General features: G+C 64.9%; 24 protein-coding genes. 11 read left to right on the plus strand and 13 right to left on the minus strand.

The features are described from left to right. Nucleotides 1-27: 27 nt before the first annotated feature. The 5 genes from ACTUWL_RS02755 to ACTUWL_RS02775 all read right to left on the minus strand — a co-directional run bounded on the left by ACTUWL_RS02755 (nucleotide 28) and on the right by ACTUWL_RS02775 (nucleotide 4,108). Nucleotides 28-1,269 (minus strand): SDR family NAD(P)-dependent oxidoreductase, encoded by a 1,242-nt coding sequence (locus ACTUWL_RS02755; RefSeq protein ID WP_106940249.1) that lies wholly within the window; start codon nucleotides 1,267-1,269, stop codon nucleotides 28-30. Continuing rightward, nucleotides 1,266-2,444, minus strand: a complete 1,179-nt coding sequence (locus tag ACTUWL_RS02760) for a thiolase family protein (protein WP_021082383.1) — start codon at nucleotides 2,442-2,444, stop codon at nucleotides 1,266-1,268. Before ACTUWL_RS02760 ends, ACTUWL_RS02755 begins: the two co-directional genes overlap by 4 nt. 24 nt (nucleotides 2,445-2,468) lie before the next feature. After that, nucleotides 2,469-2,897: an organic hydroperoxide resistance protein gene (locus tag ACTUWL_RS02765; RefSeq protein WP_021082384.1), complete on the minus strand. Its 429-nt coding sequence runs from the start codon at nucleotides 2,895-2,897 to the stop codon at nucleotides 2,469-2,471. Nucleotides 2,898-2,923: 26 nt separating this feature from the next. After that, on the minus strand, nucleotides 2,924-3,706 hold the full coding sequence (locus ACTUWL_RS02770) for an aspartate/glutamate racemase family protein (protein ID WP_021082385.1): 783 nt from the start codon (nucleotides 3,704-3,706) through the stop codon (nucleotides 2,924-2,926). Nucleotides 3,707-3,787: 81 nt separating this feature from the next. Beyond that, nucleotides 3,788-4,108: a hypothetical protein gene (locus ACTUWL_RS02775; RefSeq protein ID WP_146160367.1), complete on the minus strand. Its 321-nt coding sequence runs from the start codon at nucleotides 4,106-4,108 to the stop codon at nucleotides 3,788-3,790. Nucleotides 4,109-4,331: 223 nt separating this feature from the next. Between ACTUWL_RS02775 and ACTUWL_RS02780 the strand changes: the two genes are divergently transcribed. From ACTUWL_RS02780 to ACTUWL_RS02795, 4 genes are read left to right on the plus strand one after another with little or no spacing between them, the layout of a single operon-like run. Beyond that, on the plus strand, nucleotides 4,332-5,483 hold the full coding sequence (locus tag ACTUWL_RS02780; RefSeq protein ID WP_021082386.1) for an ABC transporter substrate-binding protein: 1,152 nt from the start codon (nucleotides 4,332-4,334) through the stop codon (nucleotides 5,481-5,483). Between the two features lie 43 nt (nucleotides 5,484-5,526). Further along, nucleotides 5,527-6,570 carry a branched-chain amino acid ABC transporter permease gene (locus tag ACTUWL_RS02785; protein WP_021082387.1) on the plus strand — a complete coding sequence of 348 codons (1,044 nt, stop codon included), beginning with the start codon at nucleotides 5,527-5,529 and terminating at the stop codon, nucleotides 6,568-6,570. Beyond that, complete coding sequence (locus ACTUWL_RS02790; protein WP_021082388.1) at nucleotides 6,567-8,336, plus strand: branched-chain amino acid ABC transporter ATP-binding protein/permease; 1,770 nt, start codon at nucleotides 6,567-6,569, stop codon at nucleotides 8,334-8,336. Before ACTUWL_RS02785 ends, ACTUWL_RS02790 begins: the two co-directional genes overlap by 4 nt. Further along, nucleotides 8,333-9,046 carry an ABC transporter ATP-binding protein gene (locus ACTUWL_RS02795; protein WP_021082389.1) on the plus strand — a complete coding sequence of 238 codons (714 nt, stop codon included), beginning with the start codon at nucleotides 8,333-8,335 and terminating at the stop codon, nucleotides 9,044-9,046. Before ACTUWL_RS02790 ends, ACTUWL_RS02795 begins: the two co-directional genes overlap by 4 nt. A 130-nt stretch (nucleotides 9,047-9,176) precedes the next feature. On the opposite strand, the gene ACTUWL_RS02800 is transcribed toward ACTUWL_RS02795, so the two are convergent. Then, entirely contained in the window at nucleotides 9,177-9,791 is a 615-nt protein-coding gene (locus tag ACTUWL_RS02800) for a LysR family transcriptional regulator (RefSeq protein WP_035653577.1), read from the minus strand. A gap of 128 nt (nucleotides 9,792-9,919) precedes the next feature. Here ACTUWL_RS02800 and ACTUWL_RS02805 point away from each other — a divergent pair, with 128 nt between their 5' ends. Together ACTUWL_RS02805 and ACTUWL_RS02810 are read left to right on the plus strand one after the other, a co-directional pair. Further along, nucleotides 9,920-10,312: a RidA family protein gene (locus tag ACTUWL_RS02805; RefSeq protein WP_021082391.1), complete on the plus strand. Its 393-nt coding sequence runs from the start codon at nucleotides 9,920-9,922 to the stop codon at nucleotides 10,310-10,312. Between the two features lie 47 nt (nucleotides 10,313-10,359). After that, nucleotides 10,360-11,103, plus strand: coding sequence for an L-2-amino-thiazoline-4-carboxylic acid hydrolase (locus tag ACTUWL_RS02810; protein WP_021082392.1), 744 nt, complete (start codon nucleotides 10,360-10,362; stop codon nucleotides 11,101-11,103). A 221-nt stretch (nucleotides 11,104-11,324) separates the two neighbouring features. Here ACTUWL_RS02810 and ACTUWL_RS02815 read toward each other — a convergent pair whose 3' ends face one another. Beyond that, nucleotides 11,325-12,299, minus strand: coding sequence for an SDR family NAD(P)-dependent oxidoreductase (locus tag ACTUWL_RS02815; RefSeq protein ID WP_021082393.1), 975 nt, complete (start codon nucleotides 12,297-12,299; stop codon nucleotides 11,325-11,327). A gap of 121 nt (nucleotides 12,300-12,420) precedes the next feature. Here ACTUWL_RS02815 and ACTUWL_RS02820 point away from each other — a divergent pair, with 121 nt between their 5' ends. Further along, entirely contained in the window at nucleotides 12,421-13,053 is a 633-nt protein-coding gene (locus tag ACTUWL_RS02820) for a TetR/AcrR family transcriptional regulator (protein WP_021082394.1), read from the plus strand. A gap of 251 nt (nucleotides 13,054-13,304) precedes the next feature. On the opposite strand, the gene ACTUWL_RS02825 is transcribed toward ACTUWL_RS02820, so the two are convergent. From ACTUWL_RS02825 to ACTUWL_RS02840, 4 genes are read right to left on the minus strand one after another with little or no spacing between them, the layout of a single operon-like run. Then, on the minus strand, nucleotides 13,305-14,012 hold the full coding sequence (locus ACTUWL_RS02825; protein ID WP_021082395.1) for a hypothetical protein: 708 nt from the start codon (nucleotides 14,010-14,012) through the stop codon (nucleotides 13,305-13,307). Continuing rightward, on the minus strand, nucleotides 14,009-14,440 hold the full coding sequence (locus ACTUWL_RS02830; protein WP_021082396.1) for an acyl-CoA thioesterase: 432 nt from the start codon (nucleotides 14,438-14,440) through the stop codon (nucleotides 14,009-14,011). Before ACTUWL_RS02830 ends, ACTUWL_RS02825 begins: the two co-directional genes overlap by 4 nt. Then, nucleotides 14,440-15,348, minus strand: a complete 909-nt coding sequence (locus tag ACTUWL_RS02835; RefSeq protein WP_021082397.1) for a fumarylacetoacetate hydrolase family protein — start codon at nucleotides 15,346-15,348, stop codon at nucleotides 14,440-14,442. Before ACTUWL_RS02835 ends, ACTUWL_RS02830 begins: the two co-directional genes overlap by 1 nt. Before the next feature lie 44 nt (nucleotides 15,349-15,392). After that, entirely contained in the window at nucleotides 15,393-16,499 is a 1,107-nt protein-coding gene (locus ACTUWL_RS02840) for a cupin domain-containing protein (protein WP_021082398.1), read from the minus strand. A 432-nt stretch (nucleotides 16,500-16,931) separates the two neighbouring features. On the opposite strand from ACTUWL_RS02840, the gene ACTUWL_RS02845 reads away from it, so the two are divergent. Genes ACTUWL_RS02845 through ACTUWL_RS02860 form a run of 4 tightly spaced genes read left to right on the plus strand, consistent with a single transcriptional unit; the run spans nucleotide 16,932 to nucleotide 21,657 of the window. Continuing rightward, nucleotides 16,932-19,091 carry a thiamine pyrophosphate-dependent enzyme gene (locus ACTUWL_RS02845; protein WP_021082399.1) on the plus strand — a complete coding sequence of 720 codons (2,160 nt, stop codon included), beginning with the start codon at nucleotides 16,932-16,934 and terminating at the stop codon, nucleotides 19,089-19,091. Between the two features lie 24 nt (nucleotides 19,092-19,115). Beyond that, a complete protein-coding gene (locus tag ACTUWL_RS02850; protein WP_021082400.1) occupies nucleotides 19,116-20,681 on the plus strand; it encodes an indolepyruvate oxidoreductase subunit beta family protein in 1,566 nt (521 codons plus the stop codon). Beyond that, nucleotides 20,678-21,175: a MarR family winged helix-turn-helix transcriptional regulator gene (locus ACTUWL_RS02855; protein ID WP_021082401.1), complete on the plus strand. Its 498-nt coding sequence runs from the start codon at nucleotides 20,678-20,680 to the stop codon at nucleotides 21,173-21,175. The genes ACTUWL_RS02850 and ACTUWL_RS02855 overlap by 4 nt, the downstream gene beginning before the upstream one ends. Further along, nucleotides 21,175-21,657, plus strand: a complete 483-nt coding sequence (locus tag ACTUWL_RS02860) for a MarR family winged helix-turn-helix transcriptional regulator (RefSeq protein ID WP_021082402.1) — start codon at nucleotides 21,175-21,177, stop codon at nucleotides 21,655-21,657. The genes ACTUWL_RS02855 and ACTUWL_RS02860 overlap by 1 nt, the downstream gene beginning before the upstream one ends. Before the next feature lies 1 nt (nucleotide 21,658). Here ACTUWL_RS02860 and ACTUWL_RS02865 read toward each other — a convergent pair whose 3' ends face one another. Further along, the gene (locus ACTUWL_RS02865; protein WP_021082403.1) at nucleotides 21,659-22,387 is read right to left on the minus strand and encodes an SDR family NAD(P)-dependent oxidoreductase; all 729 of its coding nucleotides are present in this window, start codon (nucleotides 22,385-22,387) and stop codon (nucleotides 21,659-21,661) included. Nucleotides 22,388-22,407: 20 nt separating this feature from the next. Next, the gene (locus ACTUWL_RS02870) at nucleotides 22,408-24,024 is read right to left on the minus strand and encodes an ATP-dependent acyl-CoA ligase (RefSeq protein ID WP_021082404.1); all 1,617 of its coding nucleotides are present in this window, start codon (nucleotides 24,022-24,024) and stop codon (nucleotides 22,408-22,410) included.

Genomic DNA, 24,024 nt, shown 5'->3' on the forward strand with positions numbered 1-24,024 from the left:
TGACGTCCTCCCGTTGAAATCCTGATTTTATCTATCGAGCTCGCGCTCGAGCGCTTTCGGATTGGCGGCAAGACGCTGCCTGATCTCCTCGGCGACGTCCCCGACATAGATCTCCTCGAGCCCACCCCTGAGCCCGGACACGATCGCCTGCGCAACGGCGCGCGGCGCGACCTTGGGCGGCGGCACGGTCTGGAACCACTCGGTATCGACCGGTCCCGTGAACAGGTTCATCACCTTGACGCCGCCGGGCCGAAGCTCCGCGCGAAGACAGTGCGACAGCGAAAGGCAGGCGGCTTGCGACGCCGAGTAGGCGCCGAAAGCGGGCCAGTTCGCCAGCGCATAGACCGACAGGATATTGACCCAGGCGGCGCTGCTGTTGATGCCATCGGCTCCCCGCATCCGCATCGCGGGACCGAAGGCCTGCGCAAGGTTGATGAAGCCGAGATAGGCCTGGTCGATCTCATCCCGCGCGATGCCCGTGCCCCTGCGGTCGAGAAGGCCACCGGGCCGCACATATTCCGTCGTGTTGATGAGGATGTCGACCTTGCCGCCAATGTCGGCCGCGAGGTCAGTCGTTGACTTTTCGTCGGCCGCGTCGAGCGTCACGATCTCGATCCCCGCCTGCCCGCGCAACAGCTGTTCGCCTGCGAAAGGTCGCCATGGTTCGGAAACGCCGACGAACACCGTCTTCGCGCCCGCGGCCTTCAGCGCCGCAACGGCCTCCTGGCCGATCAGACTGCGGCCGTTGGTCACGAGCACGCGGCGGAATTTCGGATCGGCCGTCATTTCCCGCCACTGCCGGTCGTCTGCCATGTTGAGCGTCTCCTCCTCGGGTCGGGCAAAAGCCACTGCCTGGCCGCTCTTGTCGAGCTGAAACGACATCAGCACGGGCGCGCCCTCGGCACAGTCGGCATGCAGATGCGCCACCATGGTCGGACCGCAATCCATCTTGACGAGACCGATGCGCCAGGGCGCCCGCTCGCGGAAATAGACGTCGCTTGGTACCCGGGCCGTGGTTTCGGCCAGCAGCACACCGCGGCGCGGCGCATCGACGAAGGTCAGATCAGCCGACAGGCAGGCGGGACATGCCTCGCGCGCCGGATAGGCGAAGGCGCCGCAAGCCTCGCAGCGCTGCAGCATGAAGCGTCCTTCGGCGGCAGCGCGCGTGAACCCGTGCGACGTCCGGCTGCGCGGCCGCGGCGGCGACGCGGGAAGCCGCATCCGCAGCAGCGGGTTCTTGCGCCGGGGTGGCTCAATCGGATCGATCATCGCGCAGGCCCCGCAAAGATCGCGGCACCGGAGGCCAGGCCACGGTCATAGTTGATCATACCGAAGCCGGAGGCGAGAGCGAGCCTTGCATCCTTGACCTGCGTCGGACCGGCTTCGCCTAGCACCTGACGCAAGCCTTCGACCAGCCCGAGATAGGCGCCGGCGGCGCCGGCCTGCCCGGCAGAGAGCTGACCGCCGGAGGTGTTGTGCGGGAAGTCGCCGTCAACAGTCAGATCGTGCTGACGCACGAAGGCCGCGCCCTCACCCTTGTTGCAGAATCCGAGATCCTCGAACTGCATCATCGTGATGACCGGATAGTCATCATAGGTCTGCACGACATCGAGATCGTCAGGCTTCACACCGGCCATCGCGTAGAGCTCGCTGATATCCATCGCCCAGCCGCCGCGCACCTGCATCGGATCGTCGGCGAAGGCGTTGTGCCGTTCGATGGTCGACAGCAATCGCGCGGCCGGCAGGCCGAGCGATGCCGCGGTCTCGTCCCGCATCACGAGGAAGGCCTCGGCCCCGGCGCAGGGCATCACGCAATCGAACAGATGAATGGGATCGGAAATCGGACGCGCCGCCAGATACTGCTCGATCGTCAACGGCGTCTTCATCAGCGCATGCGGGTTGCGCAGCGCATTGGCGCGCTGAGCGACCGCGATCCGGCCGACGTCCTCCCGCGTAACGCCATAGGTCCGCATATAGTTGCGCGCGATCAGCGCGAAGCTCGCATTGGCGCCGCCTGCGCCATAAGGATAAACCGCGTCCTGGTTGAAGCGCGAGAAATTCTCGAGCGTCAGGCGGAAGGAATCGACGTGATTGGTATCGCCGGCGACGCAAGCCACGATGTCGGCATCGCGCACCTGCACCGCGCGCGCCGCCTTCCGCAATGCCGCGATGGCGCTGGCGCCGCCGAGTGGGATGGTGTCGAGCCATCTGACGCACAGCCCGAAATGCTGCGTCAGTCCGATCCCGCTGTCGAGCCCCATGGTGAAGCTGGACACACAGAGGCCGTCGATGTCGGATGTCTTGATGCCGGCCTTCGCGACCAGCGCACTCAGCGCGCGTCCGATCCACCATTGCGCGCTCTCGATGGAATAGCGCGCATAGGGGATCGTGACGGGAGCCGCCATCACGATGCCGTCATACGGTGTGCGCAGCGAATTTGTCACCAGCCGCCTGCCTTGCCTGCCGTCTCAGATCACCGTCAGCTTCACGTCGATATTGCCACGAGTTGCATTCGAATAGGGGCAGCGCTCGTGCGCGCCTGCGACGATCTCCTCCGCCACCGCCTTCTCGACGCCGGGCAGACTGACCTTCAGTTCGACCGAGAGCGCATAGCCGACAGGAACCGGTCCCATCGCAACCCTCGCGACGACGGACGTCTCGGCCGAGGGCGTGATCTTCCTGGTGCGCGCCACGAGCTTGACCGCGCCGAGAAAGCACGCGGCATAGCCAGCCGCAAAGAGCTGCTCCGGGTTGGTCCCCTCGCCGCCGGGTCCGCCCAGCGATTTCGGCACGGACAGCGACACCGACAGCAGGCCGTCGGCACTTGCGGCCTTGCCGTCGCGGCCGCCCATAGCGGTCACCTCGGTCTCGTAGAGGATCTTCTCGGGTCTCATCATGGCTCGTTCTCCAGAACTGATCGGCGTTAGCGCTTGTTGCGCGCGAGCATCGCCCGGAAATCGTCGCGGGCGAGCGCACTGGCGCGCTTGAAGCTCGGCCCGCGGCTCGGCTCGGTGCCGTTGAGCTGCCTGAGCTGCACCCACATCTCGGCGCTCTTCAATGCCACCGCAGCACAGTTCACGACCGGTGCGTGGCCGACCTTCAGGCCGCGCTCCCGCCCGATCAATAGTCCTGGCAGCACGCCGGCGGGGATCACCACGTCGGCGCCGCGCTCCACCAGCGGCAAGGCGCAGGCCAGAAAATCCTCGATCATCCGGGCATGAGCCGCCTGATCGCCCGCGAACGCAGCTGCGAAATCCTCCGGCTTGCAACCGAGGCCGGTCACGTGGACGACGCGATCACCGAGGCCGTAGCGTTCGGCCTGCTCGTAGTGCCAGACCTCGAAGACCGGATCGAGCGTCACGAGGCCGAGGCGCCGGCCGAGTTGCGAGGCCGCAAGCAACGTCGCCTCGCCGGTCCCGACCACGGGGATGTCGAGCGTCGAGCGGAGCTCGTAAAGCCCGGGATCCTGGAAGTGGCCCATCACGAAGGCGTCGAACCCGCTCTCTTCCGCCGCGATGCCGTTGTCGATGGCCTGGACCGCGCAGCGCAGTTCGGCGAGCCGGCCGAATTCGCGATCCGGCGGTGAAATGCCCTCGACCTGAACCGTGGTGCCGGGTGCGGCGATGTTGTTGAGATACTCCGACAGCCGCGCCATATAGGGCGCGTTCACGCTCGCATCGACGAAACTCTGCCAGAAGATGCGCATCGCCCTTCTCCTCGACGGTGACAGGAGCATCGGCCGTCGGCCTGCCGACGCAGATATTTCAACCATAAACTAATTGACGCGTCAAATGCGCGCGGCGGAGCCCGCCGAGGCGACCGCTCCACCGCAGCCGGGAGGCCTGTTTTTCGGGACAAAGCAATGAAGGAAATGGCGCGCGCGGACGAAATTGTATGCAGCAACATTTTTTTCTGACAGCCCCGTGACACGTGTTGACGACGCCACTGAGAATACTTTAGGCTTTAAGTAATCGACCATCGGCCGCTGCCGGTGGTCATGTCGATGATGTTGCAGGGCACCGATTTTGAGAAACTCAATCGCGTGGACTAGCGTCGGGCCGCAATGGCCGGCAGCAGCATCGCCGGTCGCGCAGCGCGGCTGTGGCATTCGTCTTCCTTTGCTTCGACAGATGCCCGCGGACTGCAATCGCCCCGCCCGCTATTTGAGCGGCACGCCTCGCCATGGCCGCTGACGCCCGGCCGAGCGAAATTCCCTCTCGGCGCGCCCGGCGTCTGGCGCTACAGCAATGCCTTCAATCGGTTCGTTCGCGGCTCGGCTACCTGCCCGGCTTGCAGACATTCGCACCCAGCATCAACGGAGGACAACGCAAATGCGGCAGAAGACCCTGGGTTTACTCGCACTCGTCGCCGGCGTCTTCGCGGCACCGGCGGCGCAGGCCGATATCACGATCGGCTTCGTCACCTCGCTGAGCGGCAACGGCGCGTCGATCGGCATCCCCTATGGGCGCGGCATCAATGCCGCCTATGAATACAAGAAGACGATCAACGACGAGACCATCCGCCTGATCCAGCTCGACGACGGCTCCGACCCGTCGGCCGCGACGCGCAACGCGCGCAAGCTGGTCGAGGAAGAGAAGGTCGACCTCCTGATCGGCACCGCAACGACCCCCTCGACCATCGCGATGGCCGCCGTCGCCAGCGAATTGAAGGTGCCGATGATCGCGATCTCGCCTCTCGGCAAGCTTCCGGACTCGCCGGAGCAATGGGTCGTCGCGGTGCCGCAGCCGGCTTCGCTGCTCGTCAAGATCGTCGCGGACCGGATGAAGCGCGACGGCATGAAGAACATCGGCTATATCGGTTTCTCCGATGCCTGGGGCGATCTCGTCTACAACGGCGCCAAGGCCGCCGAGCCCGTCGACGACATCAAGGTGCAGACCAACGAGCGCTATGCGCGCACCGATACCTCGGTGACCGCGCAGATCCTGAAGGTCATGGCCGCACGTCCCGACGCGGTGCTGATCGGTGGCTCCGGCACGCAGGGCGCCCTGCCGCTCATCACGCTCTCCGAACGCGGCTTCAAGGGCAATACCTACGGCACCGTGGCGCTGATCAATCCGGACTTCGTCACCGTGGGCGGCAAGGCCGCCGAGGGCATCCAGGTCTCCGCCGGCCCCGTGATCGTGGCCGAGCAGCTTCCGGATGAGCACTTCGCCAAGAAGATCGCGCTCGACTTCCGCGCGGTCTACCAGAAGACCCACAACATTCCGACCACCGACGGGTTCTCCGCCTACTCCTTCGACGCCTGGCTGATCTTCGCCAACGCCGCCGAGCGGGCGCTGAAGACCGCAAAACCCGGCACCGCGGAATTCCGCACCGCGCTGCGCGATTCCATCCTCAGCACCAAGGAGCTGCCCGGCGTGCATGCCGTCTACAACTTCAAGCCCGGCGCGGTGACCGGCGTCGACGAGCGCTCGCTGGTCGTGGTCCGCCTGACCGGCGGCGCCTGGAAGTACGCGCCGTAGGCAAAAAGATGGCCGGCAGCCAGAACGGGGGAACGGCGTCTCCATGACGAGCGATATCGCGGCCATCCTTGCAATCGACGGGATCGCCACCGGTGCAGTCTACGCGCTGGTGGCGATCGGCACTGTGCTCATCTTCACGGTGACGCGGGTCATCTTCATTCCGTTCGGCGACATCGCCGCCTTCACCGCACTGACGCTTGCGGCCCTCGATGCCAAGCGTTTTCCGGGGACCGGTGCGCTGGTCGTGGTGCTGGCGTGCCTTGCGACCCTGATCGAGATCATTTCGCTCATTCGGAGCGGCGACAGCCGCCTGCTGCCGCGCGCATTGCTGTTCTATCTCGCCATTCCCTCAGCAGTAGTCGGCATCGCCTGGCTCACCATGCGCATGGACCCGCCGCTCGCCGTCCGGCTGGTACTCGCGTTGATGCTGATCACGCCGATCGCCCCTCTCCTCGACCGGATCGTGTTCCGCCCGATCGCCGACGGCACGGTGCTGCTGCTGCTGACGGTCTCCGTGGCGCTGCATTTCGCGCTGGTTGGTCTCGGCCTGCTGTTCTTCGGCCCGGAAGGCGTCCGGACCGAGCCGCTGACGTCGTTCTCCACCGAGTTCGCCGGCGTCCTGATTTCGGGCCAGACCATGCTGATCGTGATCGCCGCGCTGGTGTTCAGCGGCCTGCTCTATCTGTTCTTCGACTTCACGCTGGTCGGCAAATCGCTGCGCGCCACCGCGGTGAACCGCACCGGCTCGCGTCTGATGGGGATCCGGCCGGCGCGGGCCGGCACCATCGCCTATCTGCTGGGCTCGCTGATGGCCGGCGTATCCGGGATCCTGATCGCGCCGGTCAATACCGTGTTCTACGATTCCGGCTTCCTGATCGGCCTCAAGGCGTTCGTCGGCGCCATCGTCGGCGGCATGACCAGCTATCCCGGCGCCGCGATCGGTGCGGTGGGGGTCGGCATACTCGAAAGCTTCGCGTCGTTCCAGAGCAGCGCGCTGAAAGACGTGATCGTGTTCTCGCTGCTGATCCCGATCCTGATCTGGCGATCCCTCGCCTCGCTGCATTCCGAGGAGGAGATCGAGGAATGACGCGCGTTCACGTTAGGCTCGCGGCGGCAGCGGCACTGGCGTGCCTCGCACTCGCACCCTTTGTCCTGAGCCCGTTCAGCGTCACGCTGATGAATTATATCGGCATCTATTCGCTGGTCGCCATTGGCCTTGCGCTGCTCACCGGCGTCGGCGGCATCGTGTCGTTCGGACAGGCCGCGTTCGTCGGCATCGCGGCCTATGCGACGGCATGGGTCTCGGCCCTGAACGGGCAATCGCCCTGGCTCGGCCTGCTGCTTGGCGTGGTCCTGACCTGCGGTGTCGCGACCATCCTCGGCGTCGTCACCTTGCGCCTGCAGGGCCATTTCCTGTCGCTGTCGACCGTGGCATGGGGCCTTGCGATCGGCTTCCTGTTCGGCAATGTCGATGGGCTCGGCCGCTTCAACGGCATCTCGTCGATCCCGCCGATCAGCCTCGGCTCGTTCGCGCTGGTCTCCAGCGCACAGATCTATTACCTGATCTGGGGCATCGTCGCCCTGGTGCTCCTGCTCGGCTACAATCTCCTGGACTCGCGGCTCGGCCGCGCCATGCGGGCGCTGCGCGGCGGCAACACGCTGGTCGAGAGCCTCGGCATCAACGCGTTCCGGATCAAGCTCGTGACCTTCGTGATCGCGGCATTCCTGGCCTCGCTCTCCGGCTGGCTCTACGCGCATATGAGCCGCTTCATCAGCCCGGGTCCGTTCGATGCCGGCATGGGCATCGAATATCTGATGATGACGATGGTCGGCGGCGCCGGCAGCCTGCTCGGCGGGGTCGTCGGCGCCGCCATCGTCACGCTGCTCAAGAACAGCGTGCAGGATTATCTGCCGCTGATCGCCAAGGGCGCGTCCGGGCAACTCGAGATCGTCGCCTTCTCGGCACTGTTCATCCTGTTCCTGCAATGGGCGCGGCAGGGCATCGTGCCCTCGATCGCACGCTATCTGCCGAAGATCAGGCGCGAGCGGCCGCAGCCCGCGCCGCCGCTGCCGCGCCGTCCGCAGCCGACACCGGGCGAGCTGCTTCTGAAGGTCGATGGCGCCGAGCGCCGGTTCGGCGGCCTCATTGCGGTCAACAATGTCAGCTTCGAGGTGAGATCAGGCGAAATCCTCGCCGTGATCGGCCCGAACGGCGCCGGCAAGAGCACGATGTTCAACTGCCTGACCGGCGCGCTGCGGGTCAGCAAGGGCGAGATCTCCTTCGCCGGACGCTCGATCGCGCGCGATCCGCAGTCCCGCATCGCCAGGGCCGGCGTCGCCCGGACCTTCCAGCATGTCAAGCTGCGGCCGCGCATGAGCCTGCTGGAGAACGTCATGCTCGGCACCTACAGCCGAACCAGCAGCGGCCTGTTCGCCGGCGCGTTTCGTCTCAATCGGCGCGAGGAAGCCAGCGTCCGGCACGAAGCGCTGCTGCAGCTCGAGCGCGTCGGGCTCGGCGACAAGCCATTCGAGCTCGCGGGCAATCTTCCGCTCGGCAACCAGCGCATCCTGGAGATCGCGCGCGCCCTCGCCGCCGATCCCGCGCTCCTTGTGCTGGACGAGCCGGCGGCCGGCCTGCGCCGCCAGGAAAAGCTGCGACTGGCGGAGCTGCTCCGCTCGCTGCGGGCGGATCACCTGACCATCCTGATCGTCGAGCACGACATGGAGTTCGTGATGTCGCTGGTCGACCGCATCGTGGTGCTCGACTTCGGCTCCAAGCTCTGCGAGGGCGTCCCGAGCGCGATCCGCAGCGACGAGCGGGTGCAAGAGGCCTATCTCGGAGGCGTCGCGTGAGCCAGATGTTGTCCATGACCGGCGTCACCGTCTGCTACGACAACGTCGAGGCCGTTCGCAACGTCTCGCTGTCGGTCGACGAAGGACAGATCGTCACCGTGATCGGCCCGAACGGCGCCGGCAAGACCACGCTGCTGATGGCCGCGATCGGCCTGCTCGCATCGCGCGGCAGCATGGTGTTCCGCGGCAGCGACATCCGGAAGATGTCCGTCGAGGATCGCGTCGAGCGCCGGCTCTGCCTGGTTCCGGAGAAGCGCGAGCTGTTCTCCGACATGTCGGTTGCCGACAACCTCCTGCTCGGCTCCTACAGCCTGCGCGACCGCTCCGGCGTGCAGAAGACGCTCGACGAGGTCTATGATCGCTTTCCCCGCCTGAAGGAGCGACAACGCCAGGCCGCCGGCACGCTCTCCGGCGGCGAGCGCCAGATGCTCGCGCTGGGACGCGCGCTGATGGCAAAGCCCGCGCTGCTGATGCTCGACGAGCCCAGCCTCGGCCTCGCGCCGCTGATCGTGCGCGAGATCTTCCGCACCATCGCCTCGCTCCGCGACCTCGGCGTGTCGATCCTGCTGGTCGAGCAGAACGCCCGCGCCGCGCTCGAGACCGCCGATTACGGCTACGTGCTGGAGACCGGCGAGATCGTGCAGTCCGGCCCTGCCAAGGACCTGATCCACGATCCCCGGCTGATCACGGCCTACCTCGGCGGGCACTGACACAAAAATATCGAAAACAACCCCATGCACAGTCGCCGGCGGGTGCCGGGGACGAATTCGTTTTTTACGAAATCGACTTGACACGTCGGGCAAATCAGGGGTGTACTACCACCATCGCAGCGCAGGTCCGCTATCCGACCAGACGAGGGCGGCGGTTTGCGAGCGGCTTCTCGACCAGCACGGCGCGCAGCCATTCGCGGAAGCTGACGATCTCGGGACAATCTGCGGTGCCTTCAGGCGCAATCAGCCAATCACCCAAGCCGGATCCCTGGTTGAGCCGGTCGCAGCGATGACCCGGATGGTGGCCAAGGCCGCGGGCGATCAGCAGGTCGACCTTGCCCTCCGCCAACTCGTGCAAGCCGGCGGGCTGCAGCACCTGCAAGCCGATGTCGAGATGCGCGCCGCGAAACTCCGCCAGTTTGAGGCGGCGCAGGTCGAAGCTGCCATGGACCCCCAATTGCAGCAGCACCGCAGCTGCCGGTTTCAATTGCGAGGTCGCATCCGCGATATGGCGAAAGCCGTCGGAGACCCCGGGCAAATAGGCCTGCCCGGCCGCGGTCAGGATCAGCTGCTTGTGCAACCGCTCGAACAACTGCACGCCGAGGCGCGCCTCCAGCGCTTTCACCTGCTGCCCCACGGCGGCAGGCGTCACGTGCAGCTCGTGCGCGGCCAGTTTGAAGCTGAGGTGCCGCGCGGCGGCCTCGAAGGCGCGGAGCGCGTTGAGGGGTGGAAGGGCGTAGGTCATCGCGCGGGAGTTTGACACCGACAGGCGGTGGCCTTGCAATAGATTTTCTTGCGCTGAACCGCAGCAAACATGCTTTGTGCCGCGGCGACACCGCCGGATACGGTCACGCCGCAAACCGGAGACGCGCTATGCCCTCAACTCACATCGTCAGCCACAATCCCGCAACGGTCCACCCTCCCGCCGGCGGGTACTGCATGGGACTCGAACTGACCCAGCACCGCCGCCTGCTCTTCATCAGCGGCCAGGTGCCCGAGAGATCAGACGGCACCGTGCCCGAGGACTTTGAAGCCCAATGCGAGCAAGCCTGGCGCAATGTGATGGAAGTGCTCGCCGCCGCAGGCCTTGGCGTCGAGCATCTGGTCAAGATCACCACGTTCCTGACCGATCGGGATCAGCTCGTGGCCAACCGCACCATTCGTCGCAAAATGCTCGGCGAGCATCAGCCCGCGCTGACGGTCATCATCGCCGAGACCGTCGACAGCAAATGGTTGCTGGAGATCGAGGCGATCGCCGCCGAGTGAAACCAGCTTCCTCGACGTCGCGAATATCCAACTATGTCAGGTGTCAAATGACTGAGATCATCCATCCGTTTTACGAGCAGCATCGCGGCGCGATGGAGGCCGCCATGCGCCATCGCCTCGACCTTGCCGAAGCGATGTTGTGCGAGCGCGAGCATCTGACCGAGATCGATCGAATTCGACAGGAAGCGACGGACGAATTCCAGATCATGCTCACCCAAATGCCCTATGTCGGCGGCACCGCAAGTCGGATGACCGATTTCTTCATGCGCCTCACGGGCTTCATGGCCATCAGCCGGGTGCTCCGCCGGCACGGCGTGCCGGTTTCCGTGATCGGCGAAATCGAACGGGAGACCTACAAGGCGCAATTGCTCACCGAGCCTGAGGCGGAGCGCCTTGCCTCAGGGCGTCAATTCATGTCGCCCGAGAATCAGGCCTTGCTGCGCGAACAGGCGATAGAAAGCGCGGCGGAAAGCCACCAGAAGGAGTTTCCGGAAGATTTTGTCTACGATTTCGTCGAACCGGGCCCGGGCGACGAGTTTGAATTCGGCATCAATTACAAGGCTTGCGGCTTTTGCAAATTCGCGGCTCGCCATGGAGACAAGGAAATCCTGCCGAACATTTGCGGGCTTGATTTCGACGCCTATGCGACGCGCGGCATCCGCCTGGAAAGAACGCAGACATTGGCCGGCGGCGCGAGCCACTGCAATTTTCGATTCTCGCGGCTTCGCCCCCGTCACGACGTCGCTAATGCTCTGAATTGCCTTCCGCTTTCGGCGGCGCAGCGGACGTGACCGGACCCGCTGCCGGCTCGCCCCAGTCGCGAATGACCCAAAGCGGAAATCAGTCACCTACAAGGCGGTGACTGTTCATCGCGCAGCAACAGCGACGGCGACATCGCCTCTCTCGATTTGCTGATGTCTTTCTGGCGTAGGTTGTCGGGGCTGTATCGTAGCCGCGCGATTGCGTGCTGTTTTTGGTTACAGGTATCCGTTCAGCCGCGACTGGCGCTCCGTCAGGACACCGCGCTTAAGGATGCGGGGCGAGACAAGTCGGCGCCGGAGACCTTGACGACGGCTTGCCACGCGGCTTCCTGGCTGGCGCGATCGTGGAGGTGTGGCTCACTCTGCACCTCGATTGGACCTGAGAACTTCCCTTTGGCTGAGGCAAAGAATAGCCCCGACGCGTCGGTTCCGAACTCCGATGCCTGGATGAAGCGACTGGCCGCTGTCTCCGGCGTCTGATTCATGCCGGGAATGAGGTTCACGATTGGAATCATCATATACTTCAACAACGGGCCAGCGTTTCGCGCCACGTTGGTGGCGTTCGCCGCACCGGGCGAGACAGCGTACACGGCCGTGCCGGAGGGTAGCCGGCGTGCCAGCGCAGCGACCCACCAAGCAACAATGAGCTTCGCGTCGGCATACGCATTGTTGGGCACATACCTCACGTTCGGCCCGTTGCGGATCAGGGCTTCAACAGCTGCGGTTTTGTCACCCCGGTTGTACTCGGCTGCAAAGGCAGGCAGATCGGTGTATTTGAACATGGGTACGCCCCCGCGGGCAGGTTCTGCACCCGCGATGACGATCCGGGCGTCGGGACTCAGCAAGTTGGCATTGAGCAACCCAACGGTCAGTTGATGATGGCCAATGAGCGGGGCCTGAGAAGCCTCGATGCCCGCCGCAGTGATCACGCGCGCCTTGCCAGGAACCATACCGGCATTGAGCAGTAGGAAATCAACCGGCCTGCCTTGCTTGACTAGCGCGGCGACCGCGGAGTGAACGTTGACCGGGTCGTTCAGATCAAGCTCCAGCGGCGTGAAGACCGGCCTTTTGGTCTCCACCGCGAGCTGAGCGGCCGTATCCTTGATCTGGGCCAGGCTGCGCCCGGTGACAATGACCTCGCTGTAGCCCTTGGCGGCGAGCAACCGGGCCGCCGCATAACCGAGCCCGGACGTGGCGCCGGTGACGAGAGCGATCGAACGTTTCATGGGCATCTCCTTGAAAGGGTTGGAGTCGAAGGAGCCCCGAGTTAAGGCCGCCTTGTCATTTTTGAACTATTTAGTTATATATTGCCGAACCAAAGGTCGCAGTCAAAGATTTTTGAACTATATGTTTCAGAATACCACCAAGCCACGGGGACGTCCGCGCAGCTTCAACGAGATCGACGCGCTGAAAAAGGCGACGCAAGTGTTCTGGTCGAAGGGCTATGACGGCGTGACCATCGACGATCTCGTCGCCGGGATGGGCGTGGGACGGCCGAGCCTGTATGCCGTCTTCGGCGACAAGCGGGCGATATTCTTGCGTGTCCTTAAGGCGTATGCCGAGGCAAAGGGCGCTCGCGCTGCTAACGCGCTCCACTCGCCACAGAATCTTCACGACTCGATCGCGGGCTTTCTTAGGTATGCCGTCGAAAGTGCGACCGAGAAGGGGTCCGCCCGGGGCTGCCTTCTTATTTGCGTCGCGCCGCTTGTGGATGATGATGAGGTCCGGAAGTTCCTGCAAAAGGCGGCCGCGGGCGGCAAGGCGCTGGTGCAAGATCGTTTCCGGGACGCGATCAGCGCGGGCGAAATCCCGTCCGACTTTCCTGCGGCCGAACGCGCGATCCAAGTCACGGATATTGCTCGTGGCCTTACCATGCGTGCGCTGATAGGCACGCCGCGCAAGACGCTCCTAAAAGACGCCGAGGAAGCAGCCGATCTTGTCCTCCTTGTGCGGCATGGAAGTGCGGCGCCCGAACGTTGAGGCTTGATGGTGCGGATATCGATCAGATTTCATCCGGCACTGATTGAACAATGTCGGCCAGCGTCACAGAGTGGATTGCGTGTCACTTCACTTCCGCTTGTGGCCCTTCGCGTCATTTAGCTGAGCTGCAGAATTTGGTCTGCTATCGAGGCATAGCGGACTTTGGCAAGCCGTGCGTTGGCAGATTTATGGTTCACGGCCTAAGTCAAAGAGCGCATCTCCAGCGCGGCTCGCAACCAGCCTCGATGCCATCATGCGATGGGCCGCACCACCCTCGTCAGCATCGGAAAATGCTTGTTGCCGCCCGCGAACGGCGGAAACTGGACGAAGTCGGCGCGCATCCGCTTGATCACGTCGGAGCCCAACGCGCGCGCAAGGGCCTGCGGGCTGTCGAACATCAGCCTGTTGCGCTGCATGTACTCGACCCGCTGCGACGGCAACCGATCGACCCAATCGATGCGCGTGTAGATCTCGATCTGGCGCACGTCCGGGAAGGTCCGCATGATCGACGGATGATGCTCCAAATAATGCAAGTTCCAGGCATTCATGTCGTCGGCCGGCCCGGGATAATGCACCAGATAGCTGCACGGCGTCACCGTGCCGCTCGCATGCGCGGCGTCGTCGACCGGAAAGGCGCGCGTCACCATCGCCTGGTGCGTCACGTCCAATCCGGCAAGGCTCGGCAACCCGCGAGCCGCCGCAAGAGCAGCGAGCACGCCGCCGCGATCGATCGCGGCCTCGCACGCAAACAGGTTCGGAAAGCGTAGCAACAGCGCAAAGACCGGCCCGGCCCCGTCGGCCTTGTAGGGATGATCGACCGATTGCTCCAGCGGCGTGAACAGCAGGCCCTCCGCCATCCCCGGAACCGACCCCACCACGGCAGCCGCGGCCGCGAGATCGTCCGCATCAATTCGCCGATCGCCTGTCGGATCGGAGAACGTCATGAACAGCGAGATCATGATGCCGCCGCCTCCGCGCCGGCCTGCAGATGCGACATGAGCGCGGCGCGAACGTCGTCGGGCCACGGAATCGCGTGATGATCGACCAGCGACGTGGCCGCGAGGATCTGGCGGGCGCGCCAGCGCAGGCCATCTGCGCCCGTGACCACATGCGACAGATGCAGCGACGCACGGCCGATCTTGACGATGCGCAGGCCGAATGTCAGGCGGTCGCCGAACTTCGACGGCCGTGAAAAGTCGCAAGTCAGATGCACCGTCGGCGTCCCGATCTTCCGGATCGTGATCAGCTCCGGCCAGCAGAACCCGATGGTCGACCAGAACTCCTCGACCACGCCGTTGAGAATGTTGAGGTAGGACGGAAAATAAGCGATCCCCGACGGATCACAGTCGCCGAACCTCAACTCGCGATCGAACGAGAACGACGTCATCAGATCGCGACGACCGGGTGCCGGATGACGCCAACGCCATCGACGCCGGCCTCGACGACGTCGCCGGGCCACAGCCATTCCTGCGGGCTCATGCCGGCGCCGACGCCTTCGGGCGTTCCGGTCGCGATGATGTCGCCCGGCTCGAGCGTCATGCCGGACGAGATGTCGGCGATCAAAGCCGGAATGTCGAAGATCATGTATTTGGTGTTGGAGTCCTGCTTTATGACGCCGTTCTTGGTCAGCCAGAGCCTGAGATCATGCGGATCGGGAATCTCGTCCGCGGTCACGATGCAGGGGCCGAACGGCGCGTAGGTGTCCATGCCCTTGGAGAAGATCCACTGCCCGGCACGGCGATTGTCGCGCGCGGAAATGTCGATCATGACCGAATAGCCGAACACGTGATCCATCGCCTTCTCGACCGGGATGCGGGTCGCGGTCTTGCCGATGATGACGGCGAGCTCGACCTCCCAGTCGAGCTGCTGGGTCATGCCGGCATTGTGCTGGATCGCCGCGCCCGGCCCGATCACGGAGGTCGGCGGCTTGGAGAACACGACCGGCTGCTTCGGCAGATCCTTGTCGGTATCGAGACTCTTGGCGGACTCCGCGACATGCGCCCGGTAGTTGAGCCCGATGCCGAAGATGTTCTTGCGCGGGCGCGGGATCGGCGCCTGCAGCTTCACATCCTCGATCGGAACGGCTGCACCGGCCGGCAGGCTGCCGTTGGCGTTGTCCAGGCATTGCTTCAACGCCGGCAGCAGCGTGACGGCGTTATCGATGAAGGACAGCATGTCGGCCGGCCAGGCAACGCCGCGTGACGCGCCGAGGCGCGCGACATCGACGACCAATCCGTTGACGACGACCCCGAGGCGGGCGCCGCTGGAGCCCAAGGTGTAGGTGACAAGACGCATGAAAGCTTGATCCGGTTATGCGGGTTGAGTTCTGCGCAAGAATGTCAGGCCGCGACCGGCTGATGGCCGGCATTGTCGCCATAGGCCTCTTCCCGGTAGAGGCCTAGCCCCTCGATCACGGGCAGATCGTTGAAGCAGAACAGGCAGGCGTCCTCGCTTTCCGAGGCGTTGCCGTGCTCATGCCAGGCCCAGGACGGAACGCAGAAGATGTCGCGCTCCTGCCACTCGAACCGCTGACCGCCGATCACGGAATAGCCGTGCCCCTTGGCGACCTGGTAGACGAAGCTTCCGGTGTGGCGATGCGACCTGGACTTCTCGCCCGGCCGCAGCATCTGCATGCTGGCGCCGATGGTCTGCATCACATGGCCGCCGGTGATCGGATTGACGTAGTTCATCAGGATGCCGTCATAGGGCGATCCTCCGGTCGCGGCGGCATATTTCAGCAGCGACTCGTAGGTCGGCTCCCACTCATATTTGAACATCGGCGAATAGCCGTTCGACCAGCGCGAGCCCGCCGGCCGAAGGCCGGGATTGCCCCAGGTCTTGGTCATGTCGTCGACCGGATAGCCGGACTCCTCCTGCTGGATCTTCGGGTGCACGACGAAGAAATTGGCCTCCAGCGCATTGACGAGCGGAATGTCGAGCCCATCCTGCCAGATGCAGACCGAGCCGTTCGCCTCGACGCCATGCTCATGCCAGGTGCCGTTCGGCGTCAGCACGAAATCCCGCGCGCCGAGCGTCATCTTGTGGCCATCGACAATAGTGTAGGCGCCCGCTCCTTCCATGATGAAGCGCAGCGCAGAGGCCGAGTGTGCATGGGCGGAGGCCACCTCGCCGGGGTGCATGACCTGCAAGCCCGAATAGAGCCAGCCGACCGCGGCCGACACATCGCGGCGACCCGGATTGTTGAGGTAGATCACGCGCCGTCCCGCCTTCTCCGGCGAGACCAGTTCCACCGAGCGCAGCACGTGCTCACGCAGATCGCCGTAGCGCCAGAGCACGGGAACGGACGCCGACTGCGGCTGCCACGGCTCGATCTTGTTGGCGACCGTCCACAGCGCGCCGGCCTCGAACTTCTCGAGGTCCTTGTAGTAGGCCTTGAGCTCCGGAGTATCCTCGACATTGGCCCGGCCGATGATGTTCTCGCCCATGCTGTCCGACTCCTATCTCGTGACGTCCTGTCTCATGCAGTCCCGTCGCCACATCCCCGCTGTCGTCCTGGCGAAAGCCAGGACCCATAACCACCGCATTCGATTGTGAACGGGATCGTGGCCCCAGCGTCGCACAACGATGAGCTTTCGTGGTAATGGGTCCTGGCCTTCGCCAGGACGACGGTGAGGAGGGTTCGCGTGTCGTGGTGCCGATGGACCGACGCGCCCCATCATTCCACCCTGGCTGGAATTGATGTGAAGCTCGCCTGGACGGCGGCGGCTCTAAAGCGCGGCAGCTTCAGCATTGGCCCTACCCTGTCGCTGGCTCATCATCGCCGTCCGGAGCAGACGATCCGCAAAGTCCGACGGCACTCGCAGCGTTGACTTACTTTACATGTAAACGTATGCTATCGCATATTTCTGGAGGGTGCAATGGCTGAACGGTCTTTTGCTCGTGAAGTCGAGGATCTCCGGCTCGGCGACGGCGACACCTTCCGCGGCGAAGGCATCCTCGCCATCACCAAGGCGCTGCTGCAATCCGGCGTCGCCTATGTCGGCGGCTATCAGGGCTCGCCGATCTCGCATCTGATGGACGTGCTGGCCGACGCCAAGGACGTGCTCGACGATCTCGGCGTCGTGTTCCAGAGCTCCGCCAATGAAGCGGCGGCGGCGGCGATGCTGTCGGCCTCGGTGATGTATCCGCTGCGCGGTGCGGTGGCGTGGAAATCGACGGTCGGCACCAATGTCGCCTCCGATGCCCTCGCCAATCTCGCGTCCGGCGGCGTCACTGGCGGCACCATGATCATCGTCGGCGAGGATTACGGCGAAGGCTCCTCGATCATGCAGGAGCGCACCCATGCCTTTGCGATGAAATCGCAGATCTGGCTACTCGATCCGCGCCCTGACCATGAATGCATCGTCAATCTGATCGAGAAGGGCTTTGAGCTCTCGGAAGTCTCGAACACCCCTGTCATGCTGGAGGTGCGCGTCCGCGCCTGCCACATGCATGGAAGCTTTGCCTGCAAGGACAATGTCAAGCCGGCCCACACCATCAAGGACGCCCTGAACAATCCGAAGCGCGACGTCGGCCGCATCGTGCTGCCGCCGGCGGCCTACGAGCATGAGCAGGAGAAGATCAAGACACGGCTGCCCGCGGCCATCAACTTCGTCAGGGACAACAAGCTGAATGAATGGATGGGGCCGAAGCAGGGCAAGGTCGGCATCATCATGCAGGGCGGGATGTACAACAACGTCATCCGCGCGCTGCAATATCTCGGGCTGTCGGATGCCTATGGCAACACCCAGATTCCGCTTTACGTCATGAACGTCACCTACCCGGTGATCGACACCGAGGTCGCCGAGTTCTGCCTCGACAAGGACGCCGTGCTGATCGTCGAGGAAGGCCAGCCGGAATATCTGGAGCAGGCGATCAACACGGTGCTGCGCCGCCGCGATATCCAGGCCCGCGTCCATGGCAAGGACGTGCTGCCGATGGGCGGCGATTACACCGCGCAGGTGCTGCTCGGGGGTATCAGAGAATTCCTCGAGAAGACCGAGCCGCGGCTGCTCGGCAACCGGCCGCCGGCGCCGGACGCGAGCTCCGTGCTCAGCCATCCCGAGGTCGAGAAGCTGAAGCAGGTCGTGCCGGCGCGGCCGCCCGGGCTTTGCACCGGCTGTCCGGAGCGGCCGATCTTCGCCGCCATGAAGCTGGTCGAGAGCGAGCTCGGTGAGCACCATGTCTCCGCCGACATCGGCTGTCATTTGTTCTCGATCCTGCCGCCCTTCAACATCGGCGCGACGACGATGGGCTTCGGCCTCGGCCCGGCCTCGACCTCGGCCTTCAACGTCAAGGCCGACAAGCGCTCGATCGCCGTGATGGGCGACGGCGGCTTCTGGCACAACGGGCTGACCAGCGGCATCGGCAACGCCGTGTTCAACAAGCATGACGGCGTGTTCGTCATCGTCGACAATTACTACACCTCGGCGACCGGCGGTCAGGACATCCTGTCGTCGCGCGCGGTGAGCAAGCGGCGCAACACCAACAACTCGATCGTGCAGGCCGTGAAGGGCATCGGCGGCCAGTGGGTGCGGCAGATCGATCGCACCTACGATGTCGGCCGGATGCGCGACACGCTGAAGGAGGCGCTGACGACCAGGGAGCAAGGGCCGAAGGTCATCGTCGCCTCCTCCGAATGCATGCTGAATAAGCAGCGCCGCGTGAAGCCGCAGATCAGCCAGGCGATCAAGGACGGGGTTCGCACCGTCAAGGAACGGTTCGGCGTCGACGAGGATGTCTGCACCGGCGACCACGCCTGCATCCGCCTCTCCGGCTGCCCCTCGCTCTCGGTCAAGCAACTCGACGATCCCCTGCGCGACGATCCCGTTGCGGCAATCGACAATTCCTGCGTCGGCTGCGGCAATTGCGGCGAGGTCGCGGACGCGGCCGTGCTGTGTCCCTCGTTCTATCGCGCCGACGTCATTCACAATCCGACCGGCTGGGACAGGTTCAAATCAAAGGTCGCGATGGCCGTGATCGGCTGGCTGCAACGGCGGCGCGATCGCCGGCGGCCGGAGTTCGAGGCCTTGGCATGAGATTTTGGGCATGAGAGACTGGGCATGAGAGACGAAACGGTCCAGTTGGCGCTTCCTGCCGCGGGTGATGCGACCGAGCGGCCGATCTCGATCGCGATCGTCGCGATGGGCGGCCAGGGCGGCGGCGTCCTCACCGACTGGATCGTCCAGCTCGCCGAGAACCATGGCTGGGTCGCGCAATCGACCTCGGTGCCCGGCGTCGCCCAGCGCACCGGCGCCACGATCTACTACATCGAGGCGATGCCGCCGCTCGACGGCCGCAAGCCGATCCTGTCGCTGATGCCGACGCCCGGCGACGTCGACGTGGTGATGGCGGCGGAGTTCATGGAGGCCGGCCGCTCGATCCTGCGCGGCCTGGTGACGCCGGACCGCACCACGCTGATCGCCTCCAATCACCGGACCTTTGCGATCGGCGAGAAGATCGCGCCGGGCAACGGCATCGCCGACCAGGGCGCAGTGATCGGCGCCATCGGGATTGCCGCCAAGACCGAGATCATCTTCGACATGAATGCGCTGGCGATCGCCAACGGCAGCGTGATCTCGGCCGCCATGTTCGGCGCGCTTGCAGGCGCCGGCGTGCTGAGCTTCAGCCGCGAGAGCTATCTCGACGTGATCCGCGCCGGTGAGAAAGGCGCGCAGGCCAGCATCCGCGCGTTCGACGCGGCCTTTGACCGGGTACAGTCGAAGTCTCCGGAGCCGACGGCACCCCCACAATCGGAGGCTGCCAAGACGCCCTCCTCTCCGGCTGCTCTGGATCCCCGTCTTGCCGGCCTCGCCGCCCGGCTGACGCAGGAACTGCCCGCGGCCGCACACGCCATCGGCCGCGCCGGGCTGAAGAAAGTCGTCGATTTCCAGGACGTCGCCTATGGCGGCGAATATCTCGACATCCTCGGCACGCTGCACGCCGCCGATCGCAACGCCGGCGGCGCCGGGCGAAATTTTGCCTTCACCCAGGCCGCCGCAAAATATCTCGCCAACGCCATGACCTATGACGACGTCATCCGCGTGGCCGACCTCAAGACCCGATCGGCCCGCCGCGCGCGGATCGAGGGCGAGCTCGACTTGTCCGGGGACCAGGTGCTGCAGACCACCGAGTTCATGCACCCCCGCATGGAAGAGGTGATGGGCATGCTGCCGGCGGGATTTGGCCGCTGGCTCAGCGCCAGGCCGCGTCTGCTCGGCTGGCTCGACCGCCGCGTCAACAAGGGACGCCGGGTCAAGACCTACTCGCTGCCCTGGTTCGTCGCGCTCTATGTCGTCGGCGGACTGCGCGGCATGCGCCGCCGCTCGCTGCGCCACGCCGTCGAGACGGCGCACCGGGACGAATGGCTCAAGGCCGCGACAGAGGCCGTGCAAGCGAACTATCAATTGGGCGTCGAGATCCTGCAATGCCGGCGCCTGGTCAAGGGCTATTCCGACACCCACAGCCGCGGCCTGTCGAAATTCGACAAGACGCTGGCCGCGATCAAGCTGGTCGCGCCGCGCGACGATGCCGCCGACTGGGCGCGCCGGCTGCGCGAAGCCGCGCTGAAGGACAGCGCCGGCAAGGAACTCGACGGCGTGATCCAGACCATCAAGAGCTTCGCATGACGTCGTCGGCCCTCAAGGAGAGCACGGCTCCCATCTTCGGCCAGGTCGAAACCCGGCTTTGGCTGCAACTGCTGTCGCTGCATGGCGAGCTGTTTTCGTCGCTGAATTCCATGCTGAGCTCGGAGTTCGGCTTGTCGCTGGCAAAATTCGACGTGCTGGCGCAACTCGATCGTTACCCAGATGGCCTCGCGCTTGGGCAATTGTCGCAGAACCTGAAAGTGTCCGGTGGCAACGTCTCGGGCCTGGTGCAGCGCCTGCTGGCTGATGACCTGATCAGCAAGGAAATGTCGAGCGAGGACCGCCGCTCGTTCATCGTGCGCCTGACGCCGAAGGGCGCGGCCCTGTTCAGGAAGGCCGCCGACGTGCATAAGAGGCACCTGAGCGAACGGCTCGAAGGCATCCCAGCGCGGGAGCTGGAGGCGGCACTGTCGATGCTGCGGTCGCTCTCCTCGAAACTCGGCAGCGAAGGCAAGAAGCAGGGTCGCAAGACATAATGGCCAAAGACTCCAGGAGCAGATGGAAATCCGGTCCACCGCGGACGCGGGACCAGCTGCAAAGCTACATTCCCTATCTGTTCAACCGGCTCGCCAATCGCTGGAACCTGGATCAGAACCGCGATCTCAGCGAGCACAACATCAACAACGTCGTGTTCCGCACGCTGTCGGTGCTGTTCATCTACAAGACCCTGACCGTCAACGAGATCGCCGTGCTGGCCGTGACCGAGCAGTCGACCGCGAGCCGCATGGTCGAGTCGATGGTGACATCGGGCCTCGTCAAGCGCGAGATCGCGGAAGAAGACCAGCGCCGCCGCGTCGTCGGATTGACGGCGGACGGCGAGGCCCTGCTGCGCAAGATCTGGCCGATCATGGAGAACAATTACGACCGCCTGACCGTCGGTATCGACCCCGACGAGATCGAGGTCTGCGCCCGCGTGCTGGCCAAGATGGTCGAGAACATCCGCCAGAACCAGATCTGATTCAGGGGCCGAGGCCGACGAGGCTGGTGCCGCCGCAGACATAGAGCACCTGGCCGGTGACGAAGTCCGAGCGCTCGTCGAGGAAGAAGCTGATCGCATGCGCGACGTCCTCGCGGGTGCCGAGCCGCCCGACCGGAACGTTGTGCGCCATCCTGTCCTGCTGCTCGGAGCCTTTCGGGACGATGCCCCAGAAATTGTCGGTCAGGATCGGGCCCGGCGCGACCACGTTGACCGTGATCCCACTCGACGCCAGCTCCAGCGCCCAGGTCCGCGCCATGCCGTGCACGCCGGCCTTGGTCGCCGAATAGGCCGAGCGCGTAACCGCGCCCATCGCGGCGCGCGAGCTCACGAACACGATCCGGCCGAACCGCCGCGACCGCATCCCCTCCATCGCCGCCTGGGTCAGTAGCATCGGTGCGCCCAGGTGCAACTGCGCCAGCGTCAGGATGTCCTCCGGCTTCGCATCGGGCAAAAGGTTCGGCAGGATGATGCCGGCATTGTGCACGAGGCAGTCGACCGCATGATCCCGGCAGATCTCCTCGGCGATGGCCCGCGTCTCCGCCAGGCTGGCGAGGTCCGCGCGATAGGCGGTGAGCAGACCGTGCGTCCACGCGGGCTTCTCGAGCCCGACCGAGACCACCCGCTGTCCTTCGCCGACGAGCTTCTTCGCCAGTGCCTCCCCGATCCCGGAATTGCCTCCGGTGATCAATGTGGTGCGGGTCTGGCTCATGATCGGCTCCCTGCCATGCGTCATTCCTGCCGCCGCTTGAGGTCGCGAAGGTCGAAGAACGCGCCCTCGCGCATCAGCTTCGCGACGACATCCTTCAATCCGCCGCGCTGGATCTTCTCGGTCGCGGTCAGCGGCAGTTCTTCGACGAAACAGATCCAGCCCGGCGCCTTGTAATAGGCCATCTGCTCCAGGCTCCAGCGCACGATCTCCTCGGCGAGTGCGCGGTCCGCGCCCGGCTGCTCCGCGATGATGACCGCCGCGACCTCGTCGCCGCGCACCTGGTCGGGCGTCGCGGCGACCGCGGCCTGTCGGATCGCGGGAAGACGGTTGAGAACGGATTCGACCTCGACCGCGGCAATGTTCTCGCCGGAGCGGCGGATCACGTTCTTCTTGCGATCGACGAAATGCAGATCGCCATCCGCATCGCGCGACACGATATCGCCGGTATGCAGCCAGCCGCCCTGCCAGGCCTCGGCGGTGGCCTCCGGGTTCTTCAGGTACTCCCTGAAGAAGCCGTAGCGGGGATCGGCCCCTGCCCGCCGCACCAGGAGCTCGCCCGGCGCTCCCACCGCCGCATCGTTGTCGCCGTCGTCGACGATCCGCACCTCGACCTCGGGCGCCGGCCGGCCGAAACAGCTGGTGCCGACCTTGCGCGGCTCGGCATTGGCGGCGATCACGCCGCCGCTTCCGGTCTCGGTCATCGCCCAGGCCTCGAGCAGCGGGAAGCCGAAGCGTTCCTCGAACGGCGCGTGCAGCAGCTTGTCGACGCCGGCGCCGAAGCCGAACCGTACGGTGTGCGCGCGATCTTCATTGCTCGGCGGCGCGCTCATCAGCATCGAGGGCATGACGCCGAGATAATGCAGGCAGGTCGCCCGGCTGTCGCGCACCGATTGCCACCAGCTGCGTGGATGGAAGCGGTCGAGCATCGTCAGGCTGCCGCCGACCGACAGCATCGCCATGACCGACACCGCCATCGCATTCATGTGGAACAGCGGCAACGGCGTGATCATGCGCTCGCCGTCGCGCCCGAGATCGATCAGCCCACCGACGTCGCGATACCAGTCTCCGGAATACAGGAAATAGGTGTTGGTGAGCACGCAGCCCTTGGGCTGGCCCGTCGTCCCCGACGTATAGAGCAGCGCGCATTGGCTCGCGCCGTCGCCGGCGTTCGCCGGCCGCGCGCCGCCGAACGGGGCCGGAACATCGCCGTCATCCGTCACAACCGGAATCGGCCGGCCGGCCTGGCGCGCCGCGGTCTCGACCTCCTCGCGCCGTTTGGCGAGGACGAAGGCGGCATTCATCTCGGAATGCGCGATGATGTATTCGAGCTCGCTGACCCGCAGATCGGGGTTGATCGGCACCACGGAGACGCCGAGCGCGTTCAACGCGAACCACAGCTCGATGAAGACCGGCCGGTTCTGCAGCAGAAGCCCGACCCGATGGCCCGCACCATAGCCGCGGCTCGCAAACGCCGCGCGCCAGCGCTCGACCCGCTCGAGCATGGCGCCATACGAAATCTCTTCGGCCGCGATGCCGTAGATGTCCGCGGTCTCGGGCAGCACGTTGAGAAAACCGGCTTCGCCGCGGCGGAGCGCGGTCTCGCGGAAGCGGGCATAGACTGTGGTCGCTGTGGTCAA

The organism is Bradyrhizobium sp. WCU1 (assembly GCF_053474805.1).

Coding starts and splice junctions, on each gene's coding strand:
- ACTUWL_RS02755 (WP_106940249.1), bottom strand. CDS start 1,269: ATGATCGATCCGATTGAGCCACCCCGGCGCAAGAACCCGCTGCTGCGG.
- ACTUWL_RS02765 (WP_021082384.1), bottom strand. CDS start 2,897: ATGATGAGACCCGAGAAGATCCTCTACGAGACCGAGGTGACCGCTATG.
- ACTUWL_RS02770 (WP_021082385.1), bottom strand. CDS start 3,706: ATGCGCATCTTCTGGCAGAGTTTCGTCGATGCGAGCGTGAACGCGCCC.
- ACTUWL_RS02775 (WP_146160367.1), bottom strand. CDS start 4,108: ATGCCACAGCCGCGCTGCGCGACCGGCGATGCTGCTGCCGGCCATTGC.
- ACTUWL_RS02780 (WP_021082386.1), top strand. CDS start 4,332: ATGCGGCAGAAGACCCTGGGTTTACTCGCACTCGTCGCCGGCGTCTTC.
- ACTUWL_RS02785 (WP_021082387.1), top strand. CDS start 5,527: ATGACGAGCGATATCGCGGCCATCCTTGCAATCGACGGGATCGCCACC.
- ACTUWL_RS02790 (WP_021082388.1), top strand. CDS start 6,567: ATGACGCGCGTTCACGTTAGGCTCGCGGCGGCAGCGGCACTGGCGTGC.
- ACTUWL_RS02800 (WP_035653577.1), bottom strand. CDS start 9,791: ATGACCTACGCCCTTCCACCCCTCAACGCGCTCCGCGCCTTCGAGGCC.
- ACTUWL_RS02805 (WP_021082391.1), top strand. CDS start 9,920: ATGCCCTCAACTCACATCGTCAGCCACAATCCCGCAACGGTCCACCCT.
- ACTUWL_RS02810 (WP_021082392.1), top strand. CDS start 10,360: ATGACTGAGATCATCCATCCGTTTTACGAGCAGCATCGCGGCGCGATG.
- ACTUWL_RS02815 (WP_021082393.1), bottom strand. CDS start 12,299: ATGAAACGTTCGATCGCTCTCGTCACCGGCGCCACGTCCGGGCTCGGT.
- ACTUWL_RS02820 (WP_021082394.1), top strand. CDS start 12,421: ATGTTTCAGAATACCACCAAGCCACGGGGACGTCCGCGCAGCTTCAAC.
- ACTUWL_RS02825 (WP_021082395.1), bottom strand. CDS start 14,012: ATGATCTCGCTGTTCATGACGTTCTCCGATCCGACAGGCGATCGGCGA.
- ACTUWL_RS02830 (WP_021082396.1), bottom strand. CDS start 14,440: ATGACGTCGTTCTCGTTCGATCGCGAGTTGAGGTTCGGCGACTGTGAT.
- ACTUWL_RS02835 (WP_021082397.1), bottom strand. CDS start 15,348: ATGCGTCTTGTCACCTACACCTTGGGCTCCAGCGGCGCCCGCCTCGGG.
- ACTUWL_RS02840 (WP_021082398.1), bottom strand. CDS start 16,499: ATGGGCGAGAACATCATCGGCCGGGCCAATGTCGAGGATACTCCGGAG.
- ACTUWL_RS02845 (WP_021082399.1), top strand. CDS start 16,932: ATGGCTGAACGGTCTTTTGCTCGTGAAGTCGAGGATCTCCGGCTCGGC.
- ACTUWL_RS02850 (WP_021082400.1), top strand. CDS start 19,116: ATGAGAGACGAAACGGTCCAGTTGGCGCTTCCTGCCGCGGGTGATGCG.
- ACTUWL_RS02855 (WP_021082401.1), top strand. CDS start 20,678: ATGACGTCGTCGGCCCTCAAGGAGAGCACGGCTCCCATCTTCGGCCAG.
- ACTUWL_RS02860 (WP_021082402.1), top strand. CDS start 21,175: ATGGCCAAAGACTCCAGGAGCAGATGGAAATCCGGTCCACCGCGGACG.
- ACTUWL_RS02865 (WP_021082403.1), bottom strand. CDS start 22,387: ATGAGCCAGACCCGCACCACATTGATCACCGGAGGCAATTCCGGGATC.